Genomic DNA, 14240 nt, shown 5'->3' on the forward strand with positions numbered 1-14240 from the left:
AGTACCAGAAATATTTACGCCGGGGGCTTTGTCAAAGAAAGAGTCGAGGCGGAGCAAAAAGTAAGCGTGGAGGGATTCCAGGGCGTGTGGATATCAGCGAGCGACCAGCAATTGCTGACCAGAAAACCGAGATCGGTCATTGGGAAAGTGACACGATGATTGGAGGAAATCATCTAGGAGTTCTCGTTACCCATGTAGACAAGGCCTCGAAATTTCTAGTAGCAGGATTAGCCAAAAACAAAACCGCATCGGAAATCAATAGAGTCACAGAAAAACTTTTTCAAGAGATTCACCCTGACCAAAGAAAAACCTTTACTTGTGACAACGGGAAAGAATTTTGTGGACATCAAGAGTTGAGTCAGAAATTGGGAGCAGATTTTTATTTTGCTACTCCTTATCATTCTTGGGAGAGGGGATTAAACGAGCCTACTAATGGACTATTAAGACAATTTTTTCCCAAGGGAACGAATTTTAAAATTGTTAAGCCAGAGGAGGTGGAAAGAGCCGTAAACTTGATTAACAATCGTCCTCGAAAATGTCTTGACTATCGTACCCCGAATGAGGTATTCTATAAAGGTAGATCAGACAGTGATGCAATTCAGACTTGAATTGGCCAATCAACCCTAGGACTAAGGGGGGATCGAACCTAAAATCTATTTTTAATTTAATTATAACCAGCTACTTATCTCCTGAATACTGCCGATCGCCTCCTAACCCCACCAACAAACTTTTTGCCGCAAACCCTAAATAATGTCATCCTCAAATTTATAACCGACACCGACTACAGTTTTGATAAAGATCGGATTAGCAGGATCGGATTCTACTTTTTTGCGTAAGCGTCGGATATGGGTATCTACTACCCTTTCATCGCCAAAAAAATCATTTCCCCAGAGATTATCGATTAATTGGGTGCGACTCCAGACGCGATTGGGATAACTGACAAAGGTAGCTAATAAATTAAATTCTAAGGTGGTTAAATCGAGGGTTTCCTCTGGCATTCCCTCCAATTTACGAACAGCAGAATGTTGATCTAAGTCGATAATAAAATGACGGCTGCGATGGAGTTGCTGGGGTTGGCTATCGTGTCTTAAACTACGTCTTAATAAAGCTCTTACGCGAGCGGTTAATTCCCGGGGACTAAAGGGTTTGACCATATAATCATCGGCTCCCGTGGATAGACCGATAATGCGATCAATTTCTTCTCCCCTAGCGGTTAACATTAAAATATAGGGGTCTTTTGTCCCAGGTTTTTGGCGAATTCTAGCACACAATTCCAGTCCGTCTAATTCCGGTAACATTAAATCTAAAATCACTAAGTCTGGTTGCTTTTGATAAAATAGTTCTAGTCCTACCCTACCATTATAAGCCAGATGACAATTAAATGATTCCCGCTCTAAAGTTTGCTGAATCAAATGGGCGATTTCAATTTCATCCTCGATAATAACGATATCCATACAAAGGAAAAAGTTTACAAATATCTAGGCATATTTTAACATATCAAGTAGCTGGTTATAATTAAAATTAAAATGGATTTTAGGTTCGATCCCCCCTGCCCCCCTTGATAAGGCTATCCATTAGTCACATCTTTCTTAACATAAAATTTGACAAAAAGAGAAAAGTGTGCCAGATGGCTCAAGGGGGTTCTATAGGGGAACCAATTTGATGAGATAGTTTCCAAGTCTGGCTGATATCATGTTACCTTCCCAGTCCCAACCAAATAGTTTTAACACCTGGTTCACCGTCGCCTTTTCTACCTAAAAAACCCCCAAGAGAAGCAATCATTCTGACCGCTTCTGGCCAAGGAGGGCGGCTTTTCAGGTGGCGGACTCTTTTTCTGAATAGTGGCACACAAAGATTGCCATTCATGTTCTTCCAAAAAACTTTCACAACTCTCCTCTCCCTGTAAGCGTGCTTGATAGGTTAACCAGAGTAATCTCCAAGCTACAATTGAATAGGTAGCTAAAGCCATCTCAATTCTCCGACCCGTTTCTAATTGCAGTTTTTCTAATCCACAACCACTTTTTAAAACAAAATGATAGCGTTCTATCAACCAGCGATAACTATACCAGCGCCCACAGGTTATCGCTGATTCAAAGCTACTAATGTCTAGGCTAGTTAAGAGGAGCCAACTGATAGGATTAACTCCGGTATGCGGATTTTCTTCTTCAGCTAAAATTACCTGTAATTTGACCGGTTGACGAGGGGTCGCTTTCGAGTGATGCTTAGGTACTTGTATTTCAAAACTGGCAAATCTAACTGTTAGTTTAGCTAGTCTAGCCTCGTGATTAGGATTGCGTTTTACTTGCACATCTAGGCTACCACAGGCTTTAATTTCTCTGATGGATTGATGTAAATATTTAGGCTCTGGATGCCCTGACCTTTGCTTTTCTTCGAGATAGTTAACTTTTCGGTTATGAGTTCCTCGAATTAATAAATGAGAGTTAGGACTTCTTGATTGGGCAAATAAATCAAATATGTCTGCTTCACAATCTCCGATTGTTACTACTTGAATTTCTTCGGGTATTTGTTGTTGTGTTTCTGACAAAGAATCTAACCATCTTTGACTTTCTTTTTCTTCGGTTTCTCTTTTTTTGCGTTGCTTGGCAATCCCTAAATTCTTTTCTTCTCTTGCCCAGACATATTGATTAATCAGTCCTAAAGGTAAGCTGTTCGTAATTTAAATTGCTTGTTGAGACGAGGCAAGAGGCAAAAGGCAACACCCCCCCGATGTCGGGGGGGCAAGGGGGGAGGTTCGGCTAATCTAAGAATAAGCGGTTTAAATGCGTCTTAGCTTATTCCTGGCGGTGACACTCCTAAGCTGGTATGAACTTTGAGACCAAAGGATTTTTTATAATCTAGATAACCCATTCCTTTTTTGGCTTTTTGCGTCGTCAAGTCTAAACTGGTTGTGTCTTGCACTGCCAAAACTATTGGATGTTCTTTGATTCTTTCTACTGTACTTTTGGCCTGGGCGGCAATTATATCTGAGGGGTGAAAATAGGGGGAATTCCAAAAGTCGTAGGTGGCACTGGCGGCGGCTAGATTTCCCGAAGCTTGTGGCACACTTGTACTAGGTTGGCTGGCCAAGTTTTCCACGATAGTGATTAACCTTTTCTTTCTTCTGGTGTCCCCTAGGTCTGCATACTGTAGTTCTTGGGCTGCCCATTTCTCCATTTTTTTGCTTACCTCCACCTTAATTCCTTCTTTCAAAACTATACCTATCAATCGTTTCCCCTTTTTTTAAGTTTCTTCTCTTTTTGTTAAGAAAGATCCGACTAATGGATAGGATCACTCCAAGGGTTGGCACTTTTTGAGGGAAAAAAGTCTAAAAGTCTTAGCCAACAAGGTTTTTAGATTTATTCAGCAAACCCTAGTTACTTGGCGGGGAAACATCGGCAAGCTGCTAGAATTTTACCAGAAAAAATCCAACAGGGAAGATTATCTGATCTTTTATTTACCTCTTGAAAACGGAATTGAAATCCCAAGGGTAGTTAGTAGATATAGAGATTTAGATGCTATGTTTGATGTTGATTAAGAAAGAGATCGCCCCGGTAGAGGTTGTTACCCTTCCCGTCCGCCGTTAGCTGCTCAAAATTGTATCAAATGTACTGGACAAAAAAGACTAAGTATTGTCGAAAAATTGTTGATCAAATTCAATTATAATTAACTTCATTATTCAAAATTTTAGTTAATTATGCGTTACAAACTTTTAGGTAATAGTGGTCTGCGAGTTTCCGAACTATGTCTAGGAACGATGACATTCGGGGAAGATTGGGGTTGGGGGTCCGATAAAGAGGAAAGTCGGACGGTTTTTCAGGCTTTTGCGGAAGCGGGCGGCAATTTTCTCGATACGGCTAATATCTACACTAACGGAACCAGTGAAACATTAGTGGGGGAATTTGTCAAGGGCGATCGAGAAAAATGGGTAATCGCCACGAAATATTCTCTCAACACCCGCCCCGGCGATGTCAATGCCTGCGGAAATCATCGAAAAAACCTCTTTCAGGCGGTAGAAGCTAGTTTAAAGCGTTTAGGTACTGATTACATTGATTTACTCTGGCTTCATCTTTGGGACTCTCTTACTCCTATTGAAGAAGTGATGCGCGCTTTCGATGATTTGGTCAGGATGGGAAAAGTCCTTTATATCGGCATTTCTGACAGTCCTGCTTGGATTGTCTCCCAAGCAAACACCCTGGCCACCCTACGGGGATGGACACCCTTTATCGGACTACAAATAGAATATTCTCTCAAGGAACGCACCCCCGAACGGGAATTATTGCCCATGGCCAAAGCATTAAATATCGGGGTGACAGCTTGGAGTCCTCTGGGAGGAGGCGTTTTAACGGGAAAATATAATCAACCCAACCCCGTCGATGGTCGTTTAAGCATGACCGACCAACCTTTTCAAATTTTTGATCGCGATTTAAAAATTGCCGAGACTGTCCTAGAGATAGCCAGAGAAATCGGGAAATCACCGGCACAAGTGGCGTTAAATTGGCTCAGAAATCGCCCTAACTCCGTAATTCCCATCATTGGCGCTCGAAAATTGTCCCAATTGCAGGATAATTTAGCCTGTGTGGATTTTAACCTGACTGGGGAACAGCTGCAACGACTCGATAATATTAGTGCCATTTCCCTGGGTTTTCCCCACGAACTTTTAGCCAGTCAATTTGTTGGCGATATCCTATTAGGAGGAGTAGCAGCACAATTGGACTGATGATGGAAGTTTTTGTTTATGGAACCCTGAAACCTAAGCAGAGTAACTATTCTGCCTACTGTGCAGGAAAAGTGATCAACTCTAAAACCGCCTACACAAAGGGGCATTTATACCATCTTACCGCCCTCGGTTATCCCGGATTGACCGAGGGCGAGGGCTGGGTGAAGGGAATTTTATTGACTTTTAACGCAAATTATGATATAGGGCTTTTGGATGCTTTGGAAGATTATCAACCCGGCAGAGCTGCAGAAGAAAACGAGTATCAGCGTCGCAGAATTCCTATTTATAATCTAGAGCGAGAATTAATCGGCGAAGCCTGGGGATATATGATGACACCGGCAAAAATAGCTATCCATGGCGGTATTTGGCTGCCTTCTGGTTGGTGGACCGGTAGCGATCGAGAATAGGGATGAGGGGTCCGATTCTGTTAAGATATACAAATTAAAAGCTTAATCGTGAAAAAATTATGTATTTACTCCTAGAAGTGGCCAGTGGCAAATTCCCCGTTTATTTTGTGGCAGTTTATGTGGTCGGTTTTCTCGCTGCTGTCACCATCGGTTCGATCGCTTGGTACAATTCTAAACGCCCCGTCGGTTGGGAAGATGCCCAAAGACCTGATATTATCCCTGAAGTGAAGACCGGGGTAGATTCTGATTCTCAATCCTAGAAAAAGGCAGTGATCAGTTATTTTAGCCGTCAGCTTTTTTCTCCGTTCTCAGCAATCAGGTTGGTCGCGGGGGCTAAAGACCTTACTAGGTGTTGATTTTAGGCATTTCAGCCTTATTGGCTGCCTAAACGTTTCCCAGCGAACAGAAACACGATCGATCAACCAAGGTCGATCGCAAATCGCTATGATAGAATATTGGGTCTTTAATTTCCGTCCCCTCCCCCTCTTATGAAACTGCCTGTCGTCGCTATTATCGGTCGTCCCAATGTGGGCAAATCCACCCTCGTCAATCGTATCGCTGGAGATCAACAGGCGATCGTTTTCGATCAACCCGGGATTACCAGAGATCGCACCTATCAACCAGCTTTCTGGTGCGATCGAGATTTTCAAATTGTCGATACAGGGGGGCTAGTTTTTAACGATGACAGCGAATTTCTCCCTTTAATCCGCGAACAGGCTTTAATCGCCCTAGCAGAGGCAAGTGTGGCGATTTTTGTCGTCGATGGCCAGGCAGGAATTACCGCCGGCGATCGAGAAATTGCCGCTTGGTTACGACAGCAAAATGTCCCGATACTTTTGGCCGTCAATAAATGTGAATCGGTGGAACAGGGTATCCTGCAAGCAACGGAATTCTGGGAATTAGCCATCGGTGAACCCTTCCCCATCTCGGCCATTCACGGCTCTGGTACAGGTGAACTACTTGATGCTCTGATTAAATATTTGCCACCCGGGGCGGCAATTCCCGAAAATGAAGAAATTAAAGTGGCAATTATCGGTCGTCCTAACGTGGGTAAATCCAGTCTCCTCAATGCTTTAACTGGACAACAACGGGCGATCGTTAGTCCGATTTCGGGAACCACCAGAGACTCGATCGATACTTTAATTGAACGAGAAGGACAGGTTTATCGGTTAATTGACACCGCCGGCATTCGCCGTAAGAAGAATGTGGACTATGGAGCCGAATTTTTCAGTATTAACCGTGCTTTTAAGGCAATTCGCCGGTCTGACGTGGTGCTATTCGTCATCGATGTGCTAGATGGTGTCACCGAACAGGATTTAAAATTAGCAGGACGAATCATTGAAGAAGGGCGTGCGGTGGTGCTAGTGGTCAATAAATGGGATGCGGTGGAGAAAGACACCTATACCATCAATACTTACACCAAAATGCTCCAGGATCGGCTGTATTTCATGGATTGGGCAGAAATGATCTTTGTCAGTGCCATGACGGGGCAAAGAGTCACCAAAATCCTCGAATTAGTCGATATTGCCGCCGAATCTCACCGTCGTCGCGTCAGTACCTCGGTAATCAACGATGTGATCGAAGATGCGGTTAAGTGGCACAATCCCCCCACCACCAGAGGCGGAAAACAGGGGAAACTATACTATGGCACGCAAGTATCGAGTCAACCCCCCACGATCGCCCTTTTCGTTAACGATCCCCAGCGCTTTAATGATAACTATCGCCGTTACATCGAAGGGCAATTCCGGCAACAGTTAGGCTTTAAAGGAACCCCGATCCGCTTAATCTGGCGCGGCAAACCGGCGCGAGAAGTGGAAAAAACGGTTAATAGAGCCACCAAGGTCTAATTTATGGATTTATTGCGAAGTTTGCCCATCGGTCTTTATCTCGATCAACCGATTACCCGACTACATCAACTAGATGCGCGGGTAAAATTTATCTGGTTAATGGCTTTTTTAGCGGCACCCTTATTGGCTAATTCTTGGTGGCGTTTAGCTTTGGTGGGATTGTTAATGTTGTTAACCCTGTTAGCTCCTATTCCCCCCCGCGTCTGGCGGCAACAGATGGGCTGGCTGATATTTTTAGCGATTATCGTCTTTCTGATTACTGCTATCACTCCCGATGGTTTAGGGGTGAGTATTCAGCCGCGTTTACCGGATGAAGGGCTGAATTTACCGCCAGCAAGTGATTATCAGTATGTTTTATGGGATAGAGGTCGTTTATTTGTTACCCGACGTTCTTTGGAATTAGCAGTGAGAATTAGTACCTTAGTTTTTACTTTAATTTATAGCACTAATCTCTTTTTGTTGACGACGGCCCCGGAAGAAATTACCGAAGGTTTAGAGAATTTAATGAGTCCTTTACGGCGATTTAATGTGCCGGTGACGGAAATTTCTCTGACTCTGACCCTGTCTTTGCGCTTTATTCCCCTGGTTTTAGAAGAAGTGCAAAATCTAGCTAGGTCAGTGCGAACTAGGGCGATCGATTGGCAAAAATTAGGGATTAAAAAGAGTTTAAACGTCTGGTTAACAGTAGTGGAAAAATTACTAGATAATTTGCTTTTGCGCGCCGAACAAATAGCGATCGCTATGGAGGTTCGCGGTTTTACCAGTCCCAATCAGCATCAAGTACGCTGGCACCAATTACAGTTAAGATGGGCTGATTTTATCGCTTTATTTTTGTTAATTCCCTTTTGGGCAGCCCGATTAGTTTGGGGGGGGTTATAGCAGTTATCAGTTATCAGTTATCAGTTATCAGATGCGAGTTTTAAGTGTGCAGTATTAAATAGAAGTTTCCTACTGTCTTTTCACCTGATAGTTCTTCGTTACTTGGTCTGGTTTGATCGGGGGGCATAAATCGACTAAATCTTTATCTGGCAAGGGATTTAATTGATTAGTTCGCTCTAGAAAACAATTGACAAAAATCGCCAAATGTCTTTCTCTATAAGAGTTTCATTTCTTATAACCCTGTCCGTTGCATAGGACAAACCGAAGAACCTCACTGATTACTGATTACTGATTACTGATTACTGATCACAGCAAAAAACTCCCCACTTCCCACTTCTCACTCGCCAATTTCCTACTAAAGATAGATACTTAAATATATCAAAAGTATTACCTATAAAAGTAAGTGACGGCGTTTCTAATAAAGATGAAGTATGAGACAATTTAGCATTTGGCAGGGTGCATCTCATTTTTCTAAATCTACTAAGTTGGGATTTTTCAAGGAAGTCCGTAGGTTGGGTTGAGCGAATCAATAGGTTAAAGAAAACCTCTCAATTTTAGGGGAAAGCGAAACCCAACATTTCAGTCCGTAGATTGGGTTGAGCGAATCAATAGGTTAAAGAAAACCTCTCAATTTTAGGGGAAAGCGAAACCCAACAGCCAACACCTAAATCCGTCGGAATCGCTGATCGCTTCTCATGACCTTTTGTGGGGTTTCCTTGGCTCAATCCAAGCGTACTATAGTTGGGTTTCCTGACGTCAACCCAACCTACAAGTCCTTTTTGTTGGGTTGAGTTCGTAGCAACTGTATCGCCAGTTCGTTCATCAGGTTCGGCTTCACCTTCCCGTTAACGTAGTCACAAGCGGTTCGGGTTTTACTTGGAGTTGGCAAGATCCGGTGAGGACTGGTTTCATCCCCTCATTAATAATCAACACATGAGGATTTTGAGGAAGATGCAAGAATTTATTGGCGATTTTCGGGGCATCGAACCCCTCAAAGCCGAACGGTAGGGACTCGTGCGGTTTCGTTGAGAAAATTGTCGGAAAAGAGATATTAACTCAGAAAGCGATTATACTCAATGATCGAAGACTATTGGCTGGCGATCGATGAACCAAGACAACGAGATTAGTCATTTACTAGACCTCATGCCTGCTTCGGGACGGATGATGACGCGCATTGTCAGCAAACCCGAAAGCAGCAAGGTAATCGAAACTAATTTTCCCCTGCCCTGGCAAAGAGGAGTCAGACCGATTCCAATTAATTTTGACCTCTGGCGGCAATTATCAAGACCCCAACGGGATTTAGTCTTGTTAAGGGCTGTCTGTGTTTTAACGGCAGTAAAATGGTTTAAACCCGATCTCGATCGAGTAATTGCTCTGGCTGGTATGATCGGTTTAACCGTGGAAACCCTGCAAACCGATGCCGTCGGTATGGCAGTAGCGGGGGGTTTAACTGCCTTGGCAATTAACCGGATTTGGCGGGAAAAACGCAGCCCCCAACGGGAATTAGATGCGGATGAAGCAGCCCTAAAAGTGGCCGTTAGACGCGGTTACACGGAAACCGAGGCCGCTAAAAGTTTATTATCGGCTATTGAGACTATAGCTGAAATTGAAGGGCGATCGAGTCTCAATTTTAACGAGTTGTTGCGCTGTCAAAATCTGAAAAAATTAGCCAATCTCTCCTTTGTTGGTGTTCCCGATCAGGTGAGACAATCCTAGGGTCAGTTGTTTTGGCTATCAGCTTTCTTTTTACTGATTACCGATCACTGACGACTTAAATCCCTAACCCTAAAATAACTACTATAAAAATATCTTTCCCCTTGCTCAATGGCTGCAATTGACTCTTTAGAAAAAGCCTTAAAATATCACTTTGGCTACGATCAATTTCGACCGAATCAACGCCAAATAATTGAGGCTGCTTTAAATAATCAGGATTTATTAGTAATTATGCCCACCGGAGGCGGTAAATCTCTCTGTTTTCAGCTACCAGCTTTAATCAAAAAAGGGGTGACGGTGGTGGTTTCTCCCCTAATTGCTTTAATGCAGGATCAAGTAACTGCTTTAGCTGATAATGGCATCGGGGCAACATTTCTCAATAGCACTTTAAACGCTAAACAAGTCAGAGAAAGAGAATCTTTAATACTGCAAGGAAAAATTAAACTGTTATATGTCGCCCCAGAAAGATTATTATCGCCTAGTTTTTTAGACTTTTTAGCTGTTATTGATAATTACCTCGGTTTAGCCTGTTTAGCAGTGGATGAAGCTCACTGTGTCTCCGATTGGGGTCATGATTTCCGCCCTGAATATCGACAAATTAAACAAGTTCGTCAACGCTTTCCCTCCGTGCCAATTCTGGCTTTAACTGCCACCGCTACCCAACAGGTTAGAGAAGATATTATCCAACAATTAGGATTGCGAGATACTTCCATTCATATTGCTAGTTTTAATCGTCCTAATCTTTATTATGAAGTTCAACCTAAAACCAGTAAATCTTATCAGCAATTGTATCAATATATTAAAGGACAAAAAGGAGCAGGAATAGTTTACTGTATCAGCCGCAAAACCGTCGATAAAGTTGCTGAACAGTTGCAAAAAGATGGTATTAATGCCCTACCCTATCACGCGGGTATGGAGGATCGGGAAAGAAGTAACAATCAAACCCGTTTTATTCGGGATGATGTGCAGATTATGGTGGCAACAATTGCCTTCGGTATGGGGATTAATAAACCGGATGTACGCTTTGTCATTCATTACGATTTACCCCGCAATTTAGAGGGATATTATCAAGAATCAGGCCGTGCGGGTAGGGACGGAGAACCAGCTAAATGTACCCTATTTTTTAGCTTTGCCGATGCCAGAAAAATTGAGTATTTTATTAACCAAAAAACCGAGCAAAATGAACAACAGAAAGCTCGTCAACAATTGCGACAGGTGTTAGATTATGCTGAAGGGACTGAATGTAGAAGATCGAGCGTACTAGGTTACTTTGGAGAAAGTTTTGCGGGTAACTGTGGTAACTGTGATAACTGTCGGAATGGTACAAATAACCAGGATTGGACGATCGAAGCACAAAAATTTTTATCCTGTGTGGCGCGGACCGGACAGAAATTCGGTATGATGCACATAATCAACGTACTCAGGGGAGGAAAAGGTGAAAGAATCACCCAATATCAACATCACTTATTATCTACTTATGGCATCGGTAAAGATAAAACTATGGAGGAGTGGAAACGTTTAAGTCGTTCCCTTGTCCAGCAAAATATATTAGTAGAAACTGAAGACGATTTTAGAATCTTGAAACTTAATCAACACAGTTGGGAAGTGATGCGGAAACAACGTTCCGTGTTTATTGCCGTCCCCCAAAAAGCTAACGGTCAAATCTTGGGAGACGACAATCCCGATACGGTGGAAAGTGATTTATTATTCGATCGCTTGCGGCAATTGCGGAAGAAAATTGCCGATAGTCAAGGGATTCCTCCCTACGTTATTTTCCATGATTCTAGTCTGCGTTTGATGGCCCAATCAAAACCCCGGAGTTTAGAGCAGTTTCGTCAAATTTCTGGAGTAGTACAAAGCAAAGTGCAGCAGTATGGTGATATATTTATAGCGGCAATTAATGATTTTTGTCAGGATAGTCTTCCCTCTACTCAATTCCTCACTCTCCAATACTATCAAGATGGTTTGAATGCGGAAGAAATCGCTCGCAAAAGAAGCTTAAAAGTCTCAACCATCTATGAACATTTAGCTAAATTGCTGGAAGCGGGTTACGAAATTGATATTAATCAGTTAGTCTCTAAAAATAAACAGGAATATATTCGTTTAGCGATTAAAAAAGTGGGTGATCAATCCCTGAAAACTCTCAAAGAAAATCTGGGAGATAATTATAGTTATGAGGAAATTAAATTAGTTGTTGCTTGGCAAAGACGACCCCGGCAATAAGGCCAGAGCAACTCTTTTGATGCAACCCTCCACTTTACAGGCAATAGGCAATAAATAATCAGTTTTTAATAACCGGATTTAGTATTACAACCAGTGGGTTAATCGGCTCAAAAATTGCTTTTTCTGGGGTTGAAAAATTTTCAACCCCGATTTTTATCATCCAGGAAAAATAACTTCTAGGGGAGCGGGAATCATCTCGCTACGAAAGTCGAGAATCTGGACGAGGATTAAATAGGCAACGGCGATTAAAATCGAAATCGCTCCCGTGATAATGGCGATAATTTTAGCAGAATTCATATAATTAACCGTTAATTTCCTGAGATTATTGATCTATTGCCGCAAAAGCTACCGAAATTTATTCTCATCTACGATTGCGAGCCTAAACAATTTAAACTGAAGATAAGTAGGGAGGCAAAATTATTTGTAGGATGGGTTAGCGGTAGCATAACATAATCAGGCGTTGGGTTTCATGCTTCAACCCAACCTACGTTCATCTTATATTTAATTCCACCCACCCACTTATCTTACAGCACAATTCTCCCGGACAGTTGAGGGAAGGGAGTGCATCTCAGTTTTGTAGAAATATCCATAACACATTTTGAGCGCAAGCATTGCGCCCCTACCATAAACCCGATCTAAAGCTGTCCCTTGAAAATTTGACAGGAGATAGTTCTTGTGGTTCAATGTATAGATTAAAATCTATGGTCAAGCTTTGAATTATTTTTTATTTGAATCTAGGCAACCAGCAAAACCCTTGCTATAATCGACAATATATGGTAATAGACCAATTCCATCCGCTGCATCCGCATCGGCATCCCCAAAGTTGATCAACCTCGCTTTGTTTTAAGGTAGGCTAAGGCCTGCCTTACTTTTTTGGGTTGGGAAGCACTGGAGTTGGGGGAAAAGAGGAAAATGGGTCATTAAAGCTTAATTATCAGGAAAAAGCTCTGATCGTGTCTAAATTCTAGCTTTCTTTCGGAGCAAGCTTTCGGGTGATCAATAACTAACAGAAACTAAATTTTCGAGTTGTTGTTAGAAAATAGGCGAGCGCTCGCTTATAAAATAAGAGTTTCAGCACTTATGTGTTGACAGGGATTTTCCGAGATAGAAGAGCGATAAGATTTTTATTCACCTATGATAAACCTATGGCCTAAAATAATCATAAGGAGACAACATCACTCAATTTAAACTACTGACAGGAGAAGGAAAAGTCGGGACATACGGCGACTTGTTAAAATTAGGTCGTAGAGGAGATAACTTAACCCCTCATCATCTACCATCCAATGCGTATATGAAAGCGAAAATCAAAGGTTACACAACTAATCAAGGAATTGCTATCATGATGGAACACTTATCCCCCGGAAAAGGAGGTCGTCATCGTCAAACCTTATCTTATGGTAAAAGTCCAGACTTAACCCTTTCCCCTCGACAAACCTTAGCACAAGAAGTTTGGGATATTCGCTCAATTTATCTAGGTCAAGGATTATATAATGCAGATATTAGAAAGGGATTACAAGAACTAATTCAACTTAATAAAACTACCTGGTCAACCTTTTTTGATTAAGGAGCAACAACCTCATGGATTTAATAAAAATCCTACAAGAGAATCGCTTAATGAAAACATCCCAAGAAATTAACTTATTTGAGGAAACATTAGAAAAACTTACCAAATATCCTGATGATAAACATTTAAAAGACTTACATCTTATCCTAGATGATAACTGTGAACATCCTGAAATTATGTTTAGTTTAGTGCATTTTTTAGAAGATTTTGAACCCCAACAACAAATACAAGCTTTTATTGAAGTGATTCCTCAATTAATGATAACTGCACCAGAATGGACAAAAATCATTCACTATCGAATGATTAATGATGAATCTGCTGTTAAAATTTATCAGAATAGTCTGGAATTAGCCAATCAAAAAACACCTCATTTTTTGTATCAACTTTTACTAGAAAGCGTCAAAAATCAGATTAATTCATCCTCGGAGGTCATCTTAACCTAAATTTTTGTATGACTTATAGAAATTAAAATGATATTTTGGTATCTGTAATCCCTTAAAAAATGTCGCTTTTTCTGGCATTTGTTCAACCTTGATTAATTTAATTTGAGACTCAGCGACTTCCCCCAACCCCCCAAAAGCTTGGATTGAGTAATAAAATCAAAAGTAAACGCCAATTTTAAAAGAGAGTTTCCCCTTAAAAATCCCAACCTATATCTTGAGCAGTTAAACCCTCGACACTGTGGCCATCTTCTCCTTGAGACATGAGGTAACGTTCAATTAAAGGCAAACCCCTGTGTTTGTCAAGCAGGGAGTGGGAAGCGGGAAGTGGGAAGCGGGAAGTGGGGGGAACAAATAAATAATCTCCCGTCTCCGAGTCCCCTGACGACCGACTGCTGAGGGCTGATAGCGAAAATAACTGATCTGATCCCCTAGCGTGATAAGCTGAGT

The 14240-nt window shown here is 41.9% G+C and carries 12 protein-coding genes and 3 pseudogenes; 10 read left to right on the forward strand and 5 right to left on the reverse strand.

The window, feature by feature from the left end:
- A partial coding sequence (locus tag IQ242_RS04755; RefSeq protein ID WP_193959208.1) for an IS30 family transposase occupies window positions 1–608 on the forward strand: 608 nt, incomplete at its 5' end.
- Between the two features lie 135 nt (window positions 609–743).
- Here IQ242_RS04755 and IQ242_RS04760 read toward each other — a convergent pair.
- The 3 genes and pseudogenes from IQ242_RS04760 to IQ242_RS04770 form a co-directional block, all read right to left on the reverse strand.
- Window positions 744–1454 carry a response regulator transcription factor gene (locus tag IQ242_RS04760; RefSeq protein WP_193959209.1) on the reverse strand — a complete coding sequence of 237 codons (711 nt, stop codon included), beginning with the start codon at window positions 1452–1454 and terminating at the stop codon, window positions 744–746.
- 178 nt (window positions 1455–1632) lie between these two features.
- Window positions 1633–2662, reverse strand: a pseudogene (locus IQ242_RS04765) (IS4 family transposase); the annotation flags it as partial.
- A gap of 131 nt (window positions 2663–2793) precedes the next feature.
- A pseudogene (locus IQ242_RS04770) lies at window positions 2794–3174 on the reverse strand (transposase DNA-binding-containing protein); the annotation flags it as partial.
- Window positions 3175–3694: 520 nt separating this feature from the next.
- Between IQ242_RS04770 and IQ242_RS04775 the strand changes: the two are divergent.
- The 7 genes from IQ242_RS04775 to recQ all read left to right on the forward strand — a co-directional run bounded on the left by IQ242_RS04775 (window position 3695) and on the right by recQ (window position 11786).
- The gene (locus tag IQ242_RS04775; protein ID WP_193959210.1) at window positions 3695–4717 is read left to right on the forward strand and encodes an aldo/keto reductase; all 1023 of its coding nucleotides are present in this window, start codon (window positions 3695–3697) and stop codon (window positions 4715–4717) included.
- Window positions 4717–5124: a gamma-glutamylcyclotransferase gene (locus tag IQ242_RS04780; protein ID WP_193959211.1), complete on the forward strand. Its 408-nt coding sequence runs from the start codon at window positions 4717–4719 to the stop codon at window positions 5122–5124. The genes IQ242_RS04775 and IQ242_RS04780 overlap by 1 nt, the downstream gene beginning before the upstream one ends.
- Window positions 5125–5183: 59 nt before the next feature.
- Window positions 5184–5384 (forward strand): photosystem II assembly protein Psb35, encoded by a 201-nt coding sequence (gene psb35 / locus IQ242_RS04785; RefSeq protein ID WP_002782108.1) that lies wholly within the window; start codon window positions 5184–5186, stop codon window positions 5382–5384.
- A gap of 228 nt (window positions 5385–5612) precedes the next feature.
- Entirely contained in the window at window positions 5613–6971 is a 1359-nt protein-coding gene (gene der, locus IQ242_RS04790) for a ribosome biogenesis GTPase Der (protein WP_002766078.1), read from the forward strand.
- Between the two features lie 3 nt (window positions 6972–6974).
- Entirely contained in the window at window positions 6975–7850 is an 876-nt protein-coding gene (locus IQ242_RS04795; protein WP_193959212.1) for an energy-coupling factor transporter transmembrane protein EcfT, read from the forward strand.
- 1104 nt (window positions 7851–8954) lie between these two features.
- On the forward strand, window positions 8955–9566 hold the full coding sequence (locus IQ242_RS04800) for a DUF3318 domain-containing protein (RefSeq protein ID WP_158199998.1): 612 nt from the start codon (window positions 8955–8957) through the stop codon (window positions 9564–9566).
- A 108-nt stretch (window positions 9567–9674) separates the two neighbouring features.
- On the forward strand, window positions 9675–11786 hold the full coding sequence (gene recQ / locus IQ242_RS04805; protein WP_193959213.1) for a DNA helicase RecQ: 2112 nt from the start codon (window positions 9675–9677) through the stop codon (window positions 11784–11786).
- 156 nt (window positions 11787–11942) lie between these two features.
- Here the strand turns inward: recQ and IQ242_RS04810 are convergent, their stop codons facing one another.
- A complete protein-coding gene (locus IQ242_RS04810; protein ID WP_002760440.1) occupies window positions 11943–12083 on the reverse strand; it encodes a hypothetical protein in 141 nt (46 codons plus the stop codon).
- 994 nt (window positions 12084–13077) lie between these two features.
- On the opposite strand from IQ242_RS04810, the gene IQ242_RS04815 reads away from it, so the two are divergent.
- Together IQ242_RS04815 and IQ242_RS04820 are read left to right on the forward strand one after the other, a co-directional pair.
- Complete coding sequence (locus IQ242_RS04815) at window positions 13078–13350, forward strand: hypothetical protein (protein ID WP_002760442.1); 273 nt, start codon at window positions 13078–13080, stop codon at window positions 13348–13350.
- Window positions 13351–13364: 14 nt separating this feature from the next.
- Window positions 13365–13793 (forward strand): Imm30 family immunity protein, encoded by a 429-nt coding sequence (locus tag IQ242_RS04820; protein ID WP_193959214.1) that lies wholly within the window; start codon window positions 13365–13367, stop codon window positions 13791–13793.
- Between the two features lie 193 nt (window positions 13794–13986).
- Here IQ242_RS04820 and IQ242_RS25820 read toward each other — a convergent pair.
- Window positions 13987–14240 (reverse strand): annotated as a pseudogene (locus IQ242_RS25820) (hypothetical protein); the annotation flags it as partial.

The organism is Microcystis sp. LEGE 08355, from assembly GCF_015207185.1.
Taxonomy (GTDB): Bacteria; Cyanobacteriota; Cyanobacteriia; order Cyanobacteriales; family Microcystaceae; genus Microcystis; species Microcystis panniformis.

Coding starts and splice junctions, on each gene's coding strand:
- IQ242_RS04760 (WP_193959209.1), bottom strand. CDS start 1,454: ATGGATATCGTTATTATCGAGGATGAAATTGAAATCGCCCATTTGATT.
- IQ242_RS04775 (WP_193959210.1), top strand. CDS start 3,695: ATGCGTTACAAACTTTTAGGTAATAGTGGTCTGCGAGTTTCCGAACTA.
- IQ242_RS04780 (WP_193959211.1), top strand. CDS start 4,717: ATGATGGAAGTTTTTGTTTATGGAACCCTGAAACCTAAGCAGAGTAAC.
- psb35 (WP_002782108.1), top strand. CDS start 5,184: ATGTATTTACTCCTAGAAGTGGCCAGTGGCAAATTCCCCGTTTATTTT.
- der (WP_002766078.1), top strand. CDS start 5,613: ATGAAACTGCCTGTCGTCGCTATTATCGGTCGTCCCAATGTGGGCAAA.
- IQ242_RS04795 (WP_193959212.1), top strand. CDS start 6,975: ATGGATTTATTGCGAAGTTTGCCCATCGGTCTTTATCTCGATCAACCG.
- IQ242_RS04800 (WP_158199998.1), top strand. CDS start 8,955: ATGAACCAAGACAACGAGATTAGTCATTTACTAGACCTCATGCCTGCT.
- recQ (WP_193959213.1), top strand. CDS start 9,675: ATGGCTGCAATTGACTCTTTAGAAAAAGCCTTAAAATATCACTTTGGC.
- IQ242_RS04810 (WP_002760440.1), bottom strand. CDS start 12,083: ATGAATTCTGCTAAAATTATCGCCATTATCACGGGAGCGATTTCGATT.
- IQ242_RS04815 (WP_002760442.1), top strand. CDS start 13,078: ATGAAAGCGAAAATCAAAGGTTACACAACTAATCAAGGAATTGCTATC.
- IQ242_RS04820 (WP_193959214.1), top strand. CDS start 13,365: ATGGATTTAATAAAAATCCTACAAGAGAATCGCTTAATGAAAACATCC.